13 protein-coding genes and 2 pseudogenes are annotated in these 14,324 nt (G+C 67.8%); 13 read left to right on the top strand and 2 right to left on the bottom strand.

The genetic code is table 11. The annotated features are described in order from the left end of the window. Window positions 1-8: 8 nt before the first annotated feature. Genes cobO through ACO06I_RS06760 form a run of 9 tightly spaced genes read left to right on the top strand, consistent with a single transcriptional unit; the run spans window position 9 to window position 7,934 of the window. A complete protein-coding gene (gene cobO / locus ACO06I_RS06720) occupies window positions 9-635 on the top strand; it encodes a cob(I)yrinic acid a,c-diamide adenosyltransferase (protein ID WP_421931810.1) in 627 nt (208 codons plus the stop codon). Further along, on the top strand, window positions 632-1,516 hold the full coding sequence (locus tag ACO06I_RS06725; protein ID WP_421931811.1) for an ABC transporter substrate-binding protein: 885 nt from the start codon (window positions 632-634) through the stop codon (window positions 1,514-1,516). Before cobO ends, ACO06I_RS06725 begins: the two co-directional genes overlap by 4 nt. Continuing rightward, window positions 1,513-2,496: a FecCD family ABC transporter permease gene (locus ACO06I_RS06730; protein WP_421931812.1), complete on the top strand. Its 984-nt coding sequence runs from the start codon at window positions 1,513-1,515 to the stop codon at window positions 2,494-2,496. The genes ACO06I_RS06725 and ACO06I_RS06730 overlap by 4 nt, the downstream gene beginning before the upstream one ends. Beyond that, the gene (locus ACO06I_RS06735) at window positions 2,493-3,266 is read left to right on the top strand and encodes an ABC transporter ATP-binding protein (RefSeq protein ID WP_421931813.1); all 774 of its coding nucleotides are present in this window, start codon (window positions 2,493-2,495) and stop codon (window positions 3,264-3,266) included. The genes ACO06I_RS06730 and ACO06I_RS06735 overlap by 4 nt, the downstream gene beginning before the upstream one ends. Continuing rightward, entirely contained in the window at window positions 3,259-4,197 is a 939-nt protein-coding gene (cbiB, locus tag ACO06I_RS06740) for an adenosylcobinamide-phosphate synthase CbiB (RefSeq protein WP_421931814.1), read from the top strand. The genes ACO06I_RS06735 and cbiB overlap by 8 nt, the downstream gene beginning before the upstream one ends. Then, window positions 4,185-5,654 carry a cobyric acid synthase gene (locus ACO06I_RS06745; protein ID WP_421931815.1) on the top strand — a complete coding sequence of 490 codons (1,470 nt, stop codon included), beginning with the start codon at window positions 4,185-4,187 and terminating at the stop codon, window positions 5,652-5,654. The genes cbiB and ACO06I_RS06745 overlap by 13 nt, the downstream gene beginning before the upstream one ends. Further along, the gene (cobT, locus tag ACO06I_RS06750) at window positions 5,651-6,679 is read left to right on the top strand and encodes a nicotinate-nucleotide--dimethylbenzimidazole phosphoribosyltransferase (protein ID WP_421931816.1); all 1,029 of its coding nucleotides are present in this window, start codon (window positions 5,651-5,653) and stop codon (window positions 6,677-6,679) included. The genes ACO06I_RS06745 and cobT overlap by 4 nt, the downstream gene beginning before the upstream one ends. A gap of 2 nt (window positions 6,680-6,681) precedes the next feature. After that, complete coding sequence (gene cobS, locus ACO06I_RS06755) at window positions 6,682-7,440, top strand: adenosylcobinamide-GDP ribazoletransferase (protein WP_421931817.1); 759 nt, start codon at window positions 6,682-6,684, stop codon at window positions 7,438-7,440. After that, window positions 7,437-7,934 carry a tyrosine phosphatase family protein gene (locus ACO06I_RS06760; RefSeq protein WP_421931818.1) on the top strand — a complete coding sequence of 166 codons (498 nt, stop codon included), beginning with the start codon at window positions 7,437-7,439 and terminating at the stop codon, window positions 7,932-7,934. The genes cobS and ACO06I_RS06760 overlap by 4 nt, the downstream gene beginning before the upstream one ends. 36 nt (window positions 7,935-7,970) lie before the next feature. Here ACO06I_RS06760 and ACO06I_RS06765 read toward each other — a convergent pair. After that, a pseudogene (locus ACO06I_RS06765) lies at window positions 7,971-8,066 on the bottom strand (IS66 family transposase zinc-finger binding domain-containing protein); the annotation flags it as partial. Window positions 8,067-8,133: 67 nt separating this feature from the next. Here ACO06I_RS06765 and ACO06I_RS06770 point away from each other — a divergent pair. After that, window positions 8,134-8,379, top strand: coding sequence for a DUF7662 domain-containing protein (locus tag ACO06I_RS06770; protein WP_421931819.1), 246 nt, complete (start codon window positions 8,134-8,136; stop codon window positions 8,377-8,379). A 334-nt stretch (window positions 8,380-8,713) separates the two neighbouring features. Here ACO06I_RS06770 and ACO06I_RS06775 read toward each other — a convergent pair. Next, window positions 8,714-8,945 (bottom strand): annotated as a pseudogene (locus ACO06I_RS06775) (IS5/IS1182 family transposase); the annotation flags it as partial. Between the two features lie 673 nt (window positions 8,946-9,618). Here ACO06I_RS06775 and ACO06I_RS06780 point away from each other — a divergent pair. The 3 genes from ACO06I_RS06780 to ACO06I_RS06790 all read left to right on the top strand — a co-directional run bounded on the left by ACO06I_RS06780 (window position 9,619) and on the right by ACO06I_RS06790 (window position 14,259). Continuing rightward, window positions 9,619-10,128: an RNA polymerase sigma factor gene (locus ACO06I_RS06780; RefSeq protein ID WP_421931820.1), complete on the top strand. Its 510-nt coding sequence runs from the start codon at window positions 9,619-9,621 to the stop codon at window positions 10,126-10,128. A 7-nt stretch (window positions 10,129-10,135) separates the two neighbouring features. Further along, complete coding sequence (locus tag ACO06I_RS06785; protein WP_421931821.1) at window positions 10,136-11,116, top strand: FecR family protein; 981 nt, start codon at window positions 10,136-10,138, stop codon at window positions 11,114-11,116. Between the two features lie 158 nt (window positions 11,117-11,274). Further along, a complete protein-coding gene (locus tag ACO06I_RS06790) occupies window positions 11,275-14,259 on the top strand; it encodes a TonB-dependent receptor (RefSeq protein ID WP_421931822.1) in 2,985 nt (994 codons plus the stop codon). The last annotated feature ends 65 nt before the right edge of the window (window positions 14,260-14,324 follow it).

Genomic DNA, 14,324 nt, shown 5'->3' on the forward strand with positions numbered 1-14,324 from the left:
GAACCTCCATGACCCCCGATGAAGTCGACACCGAAGCCGAGGCCAACCGCCGTCACACCGAGGCAATGAAAGCCCTCAAGGCGGAGCGTGACGCGATGATGGCCGAAAAGATCGACGCGCCAAGCCTGCTGCTGGTTCACACCGGCGACGGCAAGGGCAAGTCCACCGCCGGCTTCGGCATGGTGGCACGCGCCCTGGGCTGGGGCCAGAAGGTGGGGATCGTGCAATACATCAAGGGCAAGTGGATTACCGGCGAGCGGCAGTTCTTCCGGAAATTCCCTGATCAGGTCCGCTACGAAATCATGGGCGAGGGGTTCACCTGGGACACCCAGGACCGGAGCCGAGACATCGCCGCCGCCCGGGCCGCCTGGACCAAATCGCTGGAAATGCTGGCCGACCCGGACCTGAATTTCGTGCTGCTGGACGAGCTGAACATCGCCCTGCGCTACGACTATCTGGACATCCACGAGGTGGTGGAGGCCCTGAAGGCCCGGCCGCGCGACAAGCACGTCTGCATCACCGGGCGCAACGCCAAGCCTGAGCTTATAGAGATCGCCGATCTGGTCACTGATATGAAGCTGGTGAAGCACCCCTTTGAGGCGGGCATCAAGGCGCAGCGGGGGATCGATTTTTGAACCCGCCCCTGACCCGGCGCGACGCAGCCATCGGTCTGGCGGCGGGTGCGGCCATGATCATCCACGGCAACGGGGTCCATGGCGCCGAGGTCGTGTCCGCCCACGAACCACGCCGGGTGGTGTCGCTGAACCCCTGCCTTGACGCCATCCTGGTCCAGCTGGCGGACCGCGCTCAGATCGCCGCGCTCAGCCACTATTCTCGCGACCGCGACAGCTCCAGCATCGCCGACCTCGCCCGGACCTTCCCCTTCACCTACGAGAGCGCCGAGGAGGTGGTCGCCCTGCTCCCCGACCTGGTGCTCACCGGTCGCCATTCGTCGCCCGCCACCAGAGCTGCGCTGAAGCGGTTGGGCGTACGTGCCGAGCTGTTCGACGTGCCCAGCACGGTCGAAGCGAGCCTGGCCCAGGTCGTCCACATGGCCGCGGTGATCGACAGGCCGGCGCGGGGCGCGGAACTGGTCGCCCGTATCCGGGCCGCCATCGCCGCCGCCGCGCCGCCGCCGGGCGCCCGGGCGCTGACCGCGCTCGTCTACCAGTCCAACGGCTTTGCCTCCGCCAAGGGCACCCTGGTCGACGAAATGATGCGCGAAGCCGGCTTCATCAACGCTGCCACCCGTTATGGCCTGAAGGCCACGGGCAACGTGCCGCTGGAACGCCTGATCGCCGACCCGCCCGACGTGCTGTTGGCCGGCCAGCCCAAGCCAGGCGTCCCCACTTGGGCCGACCGGGTCCTAACCCACCCGGCGCTGAGGGCCATATCGGGGCGGATGCACCGGGCCGTCTTCCCGCAGAGGCTGATGTACTGCGGCGGACCGGTGCTGATCGAGACGGCGCAGATGCTCGCCAAGGCCCGCAGCGAAGCGCTAGAGCTGCGCTCATGAAAGCCGTTCCGAAGCCCGCGCTGATCGCGGGCTTGATCCTGCTCGTGGTGTTGCTGGCGCTACTCAGTCTGATGTCCGGGCGGGTCTTTGCGCCGTTCAGCGCCTGGGTGGACCGCGGCGACCCGCGCTGGACCATCGTCTTTGAACTGCGCCTACCGCGCACGATCCTGGCCATAGTTGTGGGGGCGGCGCTGGGCATGTCCGGGGCGGCGATGCAGGGCTACACCCGCAACCCCTTGGCCGACCCCGGCGTCTTGGGCGTCTCAGCCATGGGCGCCCTGGGGGCGGTTCTGACTCTCTATCTCGGGGCTGGCGCGGCGCAGAGTTGGGTGTTGGCGACAGGCGCGATGAGCGGCGCGCTGATCGGCGTGCTGTTGCTGATGGCGCTGTCCGGCTCGGCTTCCAGCACCATCACCTTCGTCCTGGCCGGCGTAATCCTCAACACGGTAGCCGCTGCGGGCGTCTCGCTGGCGCTGAGCCTGGCCCCCAACCCCTGGGCTGTAAGCGAGATCGTCAATTGGCTTATGGGCTCGCTGGCCGACCGTAGCATCGACGACCTGAAATTGGCGACGCCCTTCATCGTCGTCGGCTGTGGGCTGCTGCTCCTGACCGGTCGGGCGCTCGACGCCCTGACCCTGGGCGAGACCGGGGCCCGATCCCTGGGCGTCAACATGGGCGCGACCCGATGGCTTTTGGCGATCGGGATCGCCCTGGCCGCCGGGGCCAGCGTCGCGGTTACCGGGGTCATCGGCTTCGTGGGCCTGGTGACACCGCATCTGTTGCGGCCGTTCGTTGGCTCGCGACCAGGCGCCCTGCTGCTGCCCAGCGCCATAGGCGGCGCGCTGATCGTGTTGGTCGCCGACATCGTGGTGCGCATGACCCCTTCAGCGGGAGAGGTGAAGCTGGGTGTGGCAATGGCCGCGCTGGGCGGCCCCTTCTTCTTCGTGCTGCTGCTCTCGATGCGACGGAGAATGGCATGAGCACCCTCGGCGCGATTGACATCGCCGTCAGCATCGGCGGCGTTTCCATCATCGGCGGCCTGACCCTCAGCTTCAAACCGGGTGCGGTGACCGCGCTCGTCGGCCCCAACGGCGCCGGAAAATCGACGTTGCTGACCTGCCTGGCCGGGTTGCGCAGACCTGAGCGTGGCGAGACAAGGCTGGGCGGCGAGCCATTGCTATCCATGGCTCCGCGCGAGCGCGCCCGCCACGTCGCCCTGCTCGAACAGACGCCAGAGATCGTCTGGGCGGTCGACGTGCGTACCCTGGTTGGTCTGGGCCGCACCCCCTTCCTCGGCGCCCGTGGTCTGACGACGGAGGATCGTGAGGCGGTGGACGACGCCATGCGACAGGCTGAGGTCGCCGTCTTTGCCGATCGCCCGGTGACCAGCCTGTCCGGCGGCGAGCGCGCGCGGGTGCTGATCGCGCGGGCCCTTGCCGGCCGTCCACAGTGGCTGTTGGCCGACGAACCCCTGTCCGGCCTCGATCCCGGCCATCAGCTTGATGCTGTCGCCCTGTTCCGTGCTCTGGCGAGCCGGGGCGCCGGGGTGATCGTGACCCTGCATGACCTGACCCTGGCCGCGCGCATGGCGGACCGGGTCCTGGTTCTGGCCCGCGGCGCCGTGCTGGCCGACGGCGCGCCCCGCGACGCCCTTCGTCCCGAGGTTCTGGCGCAGGCCTACGGGGTCGAGGCGCGGCTGGCCGAGGGCGCGGCCGGGGCCCTGATCGAGGTGGTCGGGCGCATTGGTTGATCCGTGGATCGTACTCGCCGCCGGGGCGCTGGAAGGGCTGGTCGGCTACCCTGAGCGGCTCCATGCCCGCCTGCCACATCCGGTAGCTTGGGCAGGTGGTGCGATTACAGGCCTCGAGCGTGCCTGGAACCGGCCAGCGTGGTCGCCAGGGATCCGGCTCCTACTGGGCGTGGCGGTGGTGGCGATCGTAGCAGGCGCCGCCGCGCTCGCGGGGGTCGGCATTGAGCGTCTGTTGGCGCCCCTGCCCTTCGCCGCGGCAGTCATCGCGGGGCTTGGCGCTTTCGGGCTGGCCAGCCGCAGCCTCTATGATCACGTCTCTGCCGTCACCCGCCCGTTAGACGCGGGCGACATCGCCGAAGCCCGCCTGGCGGTGGGGCGGATCGTGGGGCGTGATGTGGAAAGCCTTGATGAGGCCGGTGTCGCCGCCGCCGCCCTGGAGAGCCTGGCCGAAAGCTTGAACGACGGGGTCGTGGCGCCCCTGTTCTGGTTCTTGGTCGCCGGCCTGCCTGGCCTGTTCGCCTACAAGGCGGTCAACACCGCCGACAGCCTGATAGGCCACATGGAGCCTCGGTGGCGGCGTTTCGGCTGGGCAGCGGCGCGGACGGACGACTTGATGAACCTGATCCCCGCGCGGATCGCCGGCGCCTTGATAGCGCTGGTCGGTCATCGCGGTTGGAGGGTCATGTGGCGCGATGCCGACAAGCATACCTCGCCCAACGCCGGTTGGCCGGAGGCTGCGATGGCCGGTGCGCTCGATGTTCGACTTGGCGGGTCGGCGACCTATGACGGGGTGGCGCACGATCGGCCGGTGTTTGGTGATGGCCTGCCTCCTGGGGCTGACGATCTCAGGCGCGGCCTAGGTCTCTATCTGCGCGCCTGCGTGTTGCTGGCGACAGCGTTTCTTCTGGGGGGTGTCGCTTGGCCGCGCTGATGATCCAAGGCTGCGGGTCCGACGTTGGCAAGTCGGTGCTGGTGGCCGGGCTTTGTCGGCTGTTCGCCAACCGAGGGCTGCGAGTGAGGCCCTTCAAACCCCAGAACATGTCCAACAACGCGGCGGTAACTGCGGATGGGGGCGAGATCGGGCGCGCCCAGGCCTTGCAGGCCCTGGCCTGCCGCGTAGCGCCCACCGTCCATATGAACCCCGTCCTGCTGAAGCCCCAGAGTGACATCGGCGCCCAACTCGTGGTGCTGGGCAAGATGCAAGGAACCTGGAAAGCGCTCGGCTACCAGGAACGCAAGGCATCCCTGCTGGACACCGTATTGCATAGCTTCCGCACCCTGGAAGCCGAAGCGGACCTGGTGATCGTCGAGGGCGCCGGCAGCCCCGCCGAGATCAACCTGCGCAAGGGCGACATCGCCAACATGGGCTTCGCCCGCGCCGCCGACGTGCCCGTGGTGCTGGTGGGCGACATCGATCGGGGGCATGTGATCGCCGCCCTGGTCGGCGCCCATGCGGTGCTGGATGAGGGCGACCGGGCCATGATCCGGGGCTTTCTCATCAACAAGTTCCGCGGCGACCCCAGCCTCTTCCAGGATGGCCGCGCCGAGATCGTGCGGCGCACCGGCTGGCCGGACCTGGGCATGGCGCCCTGGCTGACCGCGGCGCGCAGCCTGCCGGCGGAAGACGCCGTGGTGCTCGAACGCGGCGCCGGACGCGAGAGCGGTCAGGTGAAGATCGTGGTGCCCATGCTGTCGCGTATCGCCAACTTCGATGACTTCGACCCGCTGCGGGCCGAGCCGCAGGTGGAGTTCGGCTTCGTTCCGCCCGGGCAGCCGCTGCCGGGAGACACGGATCTGGTCATCCTACCGGGAACCAAGGCGACCCTGGCCGATCTGGCGTTCCTGCGCGCGCAGGGCTGGGACATCGACCTGGCCGCCCATGTACGCCGTGGGGGCCGGGTGCTGGGCGTCTGCGGGGGTTATCAGATGCTGGGCCGTCGGATCATCGATCCCGATGGAATCGAGGGGGTGGCGGGCGAAGCGGAGGGGCTCGGCCTGCTGGATGTCGAGACCGTGCTGACCAGCGAAAAGATCCTGCGCCCGGTGAAGGGACGGCTGACGGCGGACAACGCCAACTTCAAGGGCTACGAGATGCATGTCGGCCGCACCGAAGGCGCCGGTCTGTTACGCCCGCTGCTGATCTTCGAGGACGGGGCGGTCGATGGCTCCATATCCGCTGATGGGCGGGTGGCCGGTTGCTACGTCCATGGCCTGTTCGGCGCTGGCCCCGCGCGGGCTGCCCTGCTGGCTCAGCTCGGCGCCACGTTCCACGCCGTTGATCACGGCATCGCCATCGATAGAGCGCTGAACGAGATTGCCGCCGTACTCGAAGTCAGTCTCGACATTCCGGCCTTGGCTCGGCTGGCCGGCCTGGAGGCCCCATCATGACCCTGCCTATTGTCCCTCCCCTTGATCGCGCCGCCGAACGCGGCCTGCGCGCCCTGATCGACGGCAAGGCCAAGCCATCCGGCTCCCTAGGCCGCATCGAAGACTTGGCCGTGCAACTGGCGCTGATCGCCGGCAGCGTCACGCCGCAGGCGGTTCGAGCCAGATTGCTGGTATTCGCGGGCGATCACGGCCTGACCCAAGCCGGCGTTTCCAGCTATCCCTCCGAGGTGACCCAGGCGATGGTCGCTACGCTCCTGGCCGGCAAGGCCAGCGCCAACGCCTTCGCAAAGGCCGTGGGGGCTACGGTCACGGTGGTGGATGCAGGCGTGGCGGCGACGTTGTCCGAGCACCCCAGTTTGATCGCTGCCAAGGTCCGGGCCGGGACGCGCAATGCCGCCGTGGAGCCAGCGCTGACCCGAGCCGAAGTGCAAACCGCGCTGGCCCGTGGCGCCGAGATCGGGGGCCAGGCGACCCAAGACGCCGATATCCTGCTGCTGGGCGAGATGGGCATCGGCAACAGCGCCTCAGCTGCCCTGATCCTGCACCGTCTCGGCCCAGCGCCGCTCGGCGACTGCGTCGGCGTCGGCGCTGGTCATGATGCGGCTGGCCTCGCCCGCAAGCGCACGGTTCTGGAGCAAGCCGCGGCGCGCTCAGCCGCTACGGCGCCCCTCGGTGTCCTTGCAGAGTTCGGCGGGCTGGAGATCGCCATGATGGTGGGCGCACTGATAGGCGCGGCGGCGTCCGGCCGACCTGTCTTGATCGATGGCTTCATCTGCGGGTCAGCGGCCTTGACCGCGATACGGCTGCAGCCCGCGGTGCGGGACTACTGCGTCTTCAGCCACCGGTCCGCCGAGCGCGGGCATGGCCTGATGCTGGCAGCGATGGACGCTAGGCCGCTACTCGATCTCGACCTTAGGCTTGGCGAGGGCACCGGCGCGCTGCTAGCCCTTCCGCTGACGCGGGCCGCATGCGCGCTGCTGACAGAGGTGGCCAGCTTGGATGACGTGCTGGCCGGGCGGCTCTGACGGTGCGCAGGCAGGTCCAGCTGTTCCTGTGCGCCGTACAGTTCTTAACGCGTCTGCCCGTGCCCAAGCTCGGCCACTTCAACCCTGACTGGACCACCCGCAGCGCCCGCTACTTCCCTCTGGTCGGCCAGATGGTGGGCGCACTCTCGGCCCTGATCCTGATAGGGGCCGCCCACCTCTGGAACCCCTGGATTGCCGCGCTGTTAGCGATCGCGACGGGCGTGCTGATTACCGGCGGCTTCCATGAGGACGGCCTGATCGATACCGCCGACGGCCTGGGCGGCGGCGAGACGTCTGAGCGGCGTCTGGAGATCATGAAGGACAGCCGCATCGGGACCTATGGCGCCCTGGCGATCGTCCTGTCCCTGGCGCTGAAGGTCGCCGCATTGGCCGGAATGCCGGCGTTCAAGGCGGCCGTCGTCCTGGTCGCCGCCCACGGCCTCGCCCGCGCTGCGGCAGTCGTGGCCATACGCCTGACCCCGTACGCCGTCGCTGGCCGGGCGGGAAAGTGGAAGCCTGTGCCGCGCGGCGTTAGCACGGGCGAAGCTGCCCTTGGTGTGTTGCTGGCGGTGTGGCCGTTCATTTTTCTACCCCCGTTGGTCGCCTTGGCGGGTGTTGTGGCGGGGTCGGTTCTCGCCGCGGCCATCGTGGTGCAGGCCCGCAGGCTGGTCGGCGGCCACACGGGCGACGTGCTGGGCGCTGTCGAACAGCTTTTCGAAGTTGGGTTCTTGTTGGGCGCCGCAGCGGTGCTGATTCGATGACGATCATCGTTTGTCCCCTCAGCGCCGTCGAGGGCGTGGTCCAGACACGGTCGCCGACCCACGTCATCAGTTTACTATCGCCTGGCGCCAGCCCGCCTGAGCTTGCCCTACCACCCGGCAGGCGATTGCATCTGGCGTTCAACGACATAGCCACACCGTCGGACGGACTCGTCGCTCCGAACGAAGCCCATCTGATCTCGCTGCTCGCCTTCCTCGAAACGTGGGACCGACGCTCCGCGCTGCTCATTCACTGCTGGGCCGGCATCAGCCGTTCTACTGCAGTCGGCTACGTCAGTGCCTGCCTGCGAGGCGGCGTCGGCGTCGAAGTGGTGATCGCCGCTCGGCTCCGAGAGGTAGCTCCGTTTGCCACCCCAAATCCCCTCGTGATCGCCCTAGCTGATCGATTGCTTCAGCGCGGCGACGCCATGGTGCGGGCGATCAAGGCAATTGGTCGCGGGTCTGCCGCCGGCGCAGGACAGCATGTTGAGATTTGAGCGGCGTGCGAAGAAGGTACGGCTGACCGGTAAACCCTGCACGACCAATTCCTCGCAGGTCCGGCAGGCGTACTTCGGCTGCCGGACCACCAGCACCCGAAGTTGCGCCGGCACGATGTCCAGGCGCTCGGTGCATCCGTGGTCCCCTGGCCCAAGTGCGGCGCTTGCCGCCTTGTGGCGAGCGTGCATAGTGTTCGCGATGGGCAAGTACGATCCACTGAAGAGATACCTTCGACGCCAGAGGGTGGAACGCTTTGAGCTCACGTTCGTCGAGATCGAGCGGATTGTGGGGGCCATGTTGCCCAAGAGCGCCGAGCGCCCGCAGTGGTGGGCCAACGACTCCTCTCCTGAGACCTCCCACGTCCAATGCGCGGCGTGGCGAGATGTCGGCCTGGAGGCTCATCTGATCGCTGGCCGGGACCGGGTGGAATTTCGTCGGATATAGCGCGCCGAGCTCACGTATGGGCGGGACACGACCGGCCGCCTGTGGCGGGCGGTCCTCGGGCCTCCGGCGAGGAAAAGCGCCACAGGCGGCCCTTCAAGACGCGATCCCTACTCGGCAGCTTGAGCGACCGGCTCAACCGCCAGCGGCTCGGTCCGCAGAAGCTCAGGCAACCAGCCCTTATCCGCAAGCAGGCCCTTCGCCGTCTCCGCCATCGGCTGCTTCTTTAACCCGTCCACGGCGCGCGGCCTCCTCCGATAGGTGCGTTCCCTATTTGCGGATCGACGGAGCTGGCGTCGTCGTTGTCGGAGCGGATGATGTAGGCTAAACGTCGCTACGAGTAGACTCCGCGACTGTAGCCATACAGCAACAGCGCAACCATCATTCCCGGATGATACGGCGGCTGGCCCCGGTCCACCTCGTAGGCCCCAAGGATCGCCGAAAGGTCCAGCCCCAGCGCACCGTGTCCCGCACAAAGTGCGCCAGGTGACCCGCCGGCACGAACTCATGAACCGACGGCGGCAACAGCCACCCCTGGTCCACATCCATCATCGAAACGTCTTGCTCATAGAAAGAGTGGATCAAGCTTCACCCCAGCCGTCGAGTGGATTGCTCGGACGGGCTCCTAGGTGTGCAGTCCCAGCCTCTGATGGCGCATCATTGCCCCTGAGCCGTCAGGAGGAGGATGCGTTATGGGAAGCGTTCTTCACGGCAGGGACGTCGACACCCCGGTCTTCTACGACGCCCTCATCGACAGCATCCAACGCAAGACTTGAGCAGCGTTCGACTCCCATCCCAGCGACCAATGCGCTGCACAGGTCCCGCCCATTGCTTGTCCAACGACTTCAGGCCCCTTAGACCTGGGCGCTCGGGCGCCGACCATAGGAGCCGATCTGGAGCCGGGGGGCGATGGTTCGCCATTGCGCGGCAGCGGTCGGACCTCCGAAATCACGGGCCTCACCTGCTGAGGATTCCAACGCCCGACCCCATTTTCCGCGGCGGCTTGCGCGGCCATTCCAATTGATTCAGACTTCCCCCGCCGCGGCGAGAGCTTCGGTAGGGGCTTGGAATCCCCTGTGCAGCGTTCACGTCATCGCCCCGCCTTGTCGGCTGGCGCCAGGCTCGCAACCGTTTCGACGGGGGCGCGAGCTTGCGTGTGGATTCGCCTGATCACCGCAGGATGTTCCAGTCGCGGCGCGCCGCAGCCCCTCCAGGGTGACCAGGGAGTGGGCCATGACACCTGTGGACGGACCGGGCGCCGAGGCGCCTGTCGAAGAGCGTCCGACGCTCGAAGAGCTCTATCGTCGGCACTCCCGATGGCTGACGGCAATCCTGCGCCGGCGGTTCGATCCGCAACAGGCCGAGGACCTGATGCAGGAGACCTATGTCCGGCTCGGCCCCTACCAGGCTCGTGGCGAGGTCCGGCATCCGAAAGGCCTCTTGCTTCGGATCGCCGAGAACCTAGCTTACAATCAGGCGCGAGGCGCCCGACGGGACCGTCGCCGGGTGGACCGCCTCGCCGAGGTGAGCCGCTGTCATGAGCCCTACACCGACGCCGAACAGCTTCAGGCCCTGTTGTTCAAGCAGGTGGTCGAGGCCTTGCCGCAGCCCTTGCGGGACACCTTCATGATGAGCCGCTACGCCGGCATGACCTATGGCGAGATCGCCAGGCATTGCGGATTGTCCGAAAAGGCGGTCGAATCCCGGATGTCGAAAGCGCTGGCGTTGATCGCCGCGTGGATGCGGGACTGAAGGCGCCATGGCGACCTTGCGATCAGAGGACGAACAGGCCGAGCGGGAGGCAGCCGACTGGTTCGCCAAGCTCAACACCCTGTCGATCACGACCAACGCCCTGGAGCGCTTTCAGGACTGGCGGCGCGTGCCCGCCAATGACGCGGCCTATGAGCGGATGGAAGCGCTCTGGGAGGTCGGCGGGCGACTGCAAGGCCACCCGGACATCCAGCGCGGCGTCACCCAGGCGCTCAGCCGCCGCGCCCCGATCCAGCAGGTGCTCGGACTATGGCGACGCCCAATCCCGCGCCGGACCGGCGCCATCGCCCTGGCCGCCGGCCTGATCCTGGCGATCGGCATCTCGATCATCACCGTTCAGTCTGGGCAATATCGCACCGGGGTCGGCGAGCAGCGCCTGGTCACCCTGGAGGACGGCACGCGCCTGCGGCTGGACACCGACTCCCGCGTGAAGGTCCGGTTAGGCGATCACGAGCGCGATGTTGAACTTCTCCGGGGTCGGGCCTTCTTCGATGTCGCCCATGACACGAGCCGCCCCTTCATCGTCCACGCCGACGGGACGGCGGTTCGCGCGCTCGGCACGCGGTTCGACGTCCGGCTGACCGGAAACGCGGTGAAGGTGACCCTGGTCGAAGGCTCTGTCGAAGTCACCCAGGCCGATAGGCCGAAGGCTTGGCGCCTCACGCCTGGAGAAACCCTGTCCCCGGGGGAGACGGCGGCCCAGCCCAAGCGGGTGGATGTGGCGGCCACGACCAGCTGGACCGCGGGGCGCCTGACCTTCCGGGAGACCCCGCTGGCCCAGGCGGTGGCCGAGGTGAACCGTTACAGCCGCCGCAAGGTGGTGGTCGATGTCCCGCGCCTGCAGCAGGTGCCGGTGAACGGCGTGTTCGACGTCGGCGACACCGAGGCCTTCGTGGCCGCGGTCCGCGACCTGTTCGAACTGACCGTCGAGCCCGAGGACAGCGAGATCCGACTGACGCCGAAAGGCTAGGTTCACCCAACTCTTGGGTGTGAGATTTCTCAAAGACAATTCAAGACTGTTTTTGCTAGCCTCGTCAGGGTGACCCCTCCCCTGCGGTGCTTCTTACCCAATAGCGACCGTCTTGAGCGCCAAGCGCCGACGGCCGCGCGAATTGGGGAGCGTTCAATATGAAGTCTAAATCCGCGGCACGGCGATGGGCCTGGGGCTCGGCCAGCCTGCTGGCCCTTCTGGCGGCGGCGCCCGCTGCGATCTCAGCGCCCGCCGAACCGGTGCTGACCTTCGCCATCGCCGGCGGCGCGCTAGAGAGCGTGCTGACGGCCTATGCCGCCCAGGCCCATGTCCAGCTCCTCTACACCCCCGACGTCGTCAGGGGACGGCGCAGCGAGGGTCTCTCCGGGGCCTTCACGGCCAAGGCCGCCCTGGCGCGTCTCCTGGACAGAGCCGGCATCACCGCCCAGCAAAGCCGGCCCGGCGTCATCGTCCTGCGCATTGGCCTGATCGCCAACAGCGAACAGACCCTCCAGGCCGAGGTCGCCCAGGCCGCGCCCACCATGCTCGACGAGGTGGTCGTCACCGGCTCCCACATCCGGGGGGTCGGCCCGGGGCCGGCCCCGGTGGTCAGCCTCGACCGCGACGAGATCGATCGGCAGGGCCGCGCGACGGTGGCCGACACGCTCTCCAACCTGCCGCAGAACTTTTCCGGGTCGGCGAACCCGGCGGTGCTGACCACGGGGGTCGACGTCACCTCGCAGAACGCCGGCCGCGCCACGGCTGTCAATCTTCGGGGCCTGGGGGCCGACGCCACCCTGGTGCTGGTCAACGGCCGCCGGATGGCCGGCACCGGCGGCAAGGGCGACTTCGCCGACGTCTCGGCGATCCCCACCGCGGCGGTGCAGCGGGTCGACGTCCTGCTGGACGGCGCCTCGGCCCTCTATGGCTCAGACGCCGTGGGCGGGGTGGTGAACATCATCCTACGGCGCGACTTCGACGGCGCCGAGACCCGGGCGCGATTTGGCGCGGCCCAGGGGGGGGCGGCGGAAACCCAGTTCGCCCAGACCTTCGGCAAGGCCTGGAGCACGGGTCGGGCGCTGATCTCCTATGAGTACTACCAGCGCAACGCCCTGGCCTTCGCCGACCGATCCTATACGCAATCGGCCGATCTTCGGTCCCTGGGCGGTACGGACCGCCGCACCAACATCTCCAGCCCTGGCAACATCGTCCTCGTTGACCCGGTGACCAACGCCGCGACCCCGACCTGGGGCATTCCGGCGGGCGTGAGTCCCCTGCTCCCGAGCAGCTTCATCCGCGGCGTGGTCAACCTGCAGGAGCCCCGGGCGGGCCAGGACCTGCTGCCGGATCAGGACCGCCACAGCCTCTATGCCAGTTTCGGCCAGGAGCTGGGCGACCGGATCGAGGCCAGCGGCGATGTGCGCTACAGCCGCCGCACCTTCAGCTACGCCTCGCTGTCGCCCAGCGCCTCGATCACGGTGGCCGACAACAACCCCTATTTCGTGTCGCCCAACGGCGCGCGCAGCAACCAGATCTACTATTCGTTCAACGGCGATCTCGGCCCCAGCATCGCCTCGGGGAGCAGCGAGAGCCTGGGGGTCTCGGCCGGCCTGGACGCCAAGCTCTGGGGCGACTGGAAGGGCGAGGCCTATCTCGCCTTTGCCCGGGAGCTGGTGCGCTCGGCCACCGACCACAACCTCAACAGCCTGTTCCTGCGCGAAGCGGTGGGCGCCACGGCCGACAATTCCGCCACCCCCTTCAAGACCTCGGTGGACGGCTTCTTCAATCCCTACGGTTCGGGTCAAGCCAATAGCCGCGCGGTGCTGGACTTCATCGGCAGCGGTTACAGCCGCCAGCGCTATGAAAGCCAGGTCGCCTCCTTCAACGCCCAGGCCGATGGCAAGGTCGTGACCCTGCCGGGCGGCGACCTTCGCCTGGCTGTGGGTGTCCACGGCAGGCGGGAGACCTTCGATCAGGTCACCTCCAACTTCCAGGCGTCGGTGGCCCCGACCCTGACCACCCGCCCCACCTCCGAGCGCAACATCGTCGCGGGCTTCGCCGAGGCCCGGATCCCGCTGGTGGGCCCGAACAACGCCCGACCAGGCATCCAGGCCCTGGAGGTCTCGCTGGCGGCCCGTGTCGAACACTATGACGACGCGGGAACCACCACCAATCCCAAGGTCGGGGTCATGTGGTCGCCAGCCACCGGCCTTCGGCTTCGGGCGACCTATGGCACGTCCTTCCGGGCGCCGACCTTGACGGAGGTCTATGCCGCGCCGGCCATCAGCAATGTTCAGTATCTGAAGGGGGCGGCCCGGGTGCTGTCCCTGACCCTGACCGGCGGCAATCTCGACCTGAAGCCCGAGACGGCCAAGTCCTGGACGGCGGGCTTTGACTATGAGCCGCAGGCCGTGCCGGGCCTCAAGCTGAGCGCGACGGTCTTCGACACCAATTTCACCAACCAGATCGACCGGCCGGTCAGCCAGAACGCCAACGCCGCCCTGACGGAGCCGGCCTTCGCGCCGTTCGTGCGCCTGCTCAATCCAGCCAATCCGGCCGACCTGGCCTATGTCCAGAGCCTATTGAACGATCCGGCCTATACGACCCCGGGGCTCTATCCCGCCAACGCCTTCGGCGCGGTGGTCGACACCCGCTATGTCAATACCAGCACCCTGCACGTCAGGGGCCTGGACCTTTCGGCGGCCTACAGGTTCGACCTCGGCGACAACCGCTTCGACTTGGGCATCAGCGGCTCTTACCTGTTCGACTATCAGCAGCAGCTGACCCCGACCTCGTCGACTCTGCAGCGGGTCGGCATCGCCAGCTATCCCGTTGATCTGCGGGCCCGGGCGGCGCTCAACTGGACCCGCGACACCCTCGGCGCGACCTTCACCCTCAACTATGTGGACGACTATCGCGCCGAAACCGGTCGCAAGATCGACAGTTGGACCACCGCCGACCTCCAGGTCCGCTGGACACCGACGGGCAAGCGCCTTGAGGGCCTGACCCTGGCGGCGTCGGTGCAGAACCTCTTCGACACCGATCCGCCGTTCTACGATTCCCCGAACTATATCGGCTTCGATCCGACCAACGCTGATCCCCTGGGCCGCGTCGCGTCCCTCCAGCTCACCAAGCGCTGGTAGCGACCTAACCTCTCCTCGGATCGGAACTTCAATGCGACGTCTCTCGGCGCTGTGCGCCCTGCTAC

Source organism: Phenylobacterium sp., from assembly GCF_965229015.1.
Taxonomy (GTDB): Bacteria; Pseudomonadota; Alphaproteobacteria; order Caulobacterales; family Caulobacteraceae; genus Phenylobacterium.

Bases quoted from the DNA above. Each gene is read 5' to 3' on its own strand.
- cobO (WP_421931810.1), top strand. From the start codon at position 9: ATGACCCCCGATGAAGTCGACACCGAAGCCGAGGCCAACCGCCGTCAC.
- ACO06I_RS06730 (WP_421931812.1), top strand. From the start codon at position 1,513: ATGAAAGCCGTTCCGAAGCCCGCGCTGATCGCGGGCTTGATCCTGCTC.
- ACO06I_RS06735 (WP_421931813.1), top strand. From the start codon at position 2,493: ATGAGCACCCTCGGCGCGATTGACATCGCCGTCAGCATCGGCGGCGTT.
- cobT (WP_421931816.1), top strand. From the start codon at position 5,651: ATGACCCTGCCTATTGTCCCTCCCCTTGATCGCGCCGCCGAACGCGGC.
- ACO06I_RS06760 (WP_421931818.1), top strand. From the start codon at position 7,437: ATGACGATCATCGTTTGTCCCCTCAGCGCCGTCGAGGGCGTGGTCCAG.
- ACO06I_RS06770 (WP_421931819.1), top strand. From the start codon at position 8,134: ATGGGCAAGTACGATCCACTGAAGAGATACCTTCGACGCCAGAGGGTG.
- ACO06I_RS06785 (WP_421931821.1), top strand. From the start codon at position 10,136: ATGGCGACCTTGCGATCAGAGGACGAACAGGCCGAGCGGGAGGCAGCC.
- ACO06I_RS06790 (WP_421931822.1), top strand. From the start codon at position 11,275: ATGAAGTCTAAATCCGCGGCACGGCGATGGGCCTGGGGCTCGGCCAGC.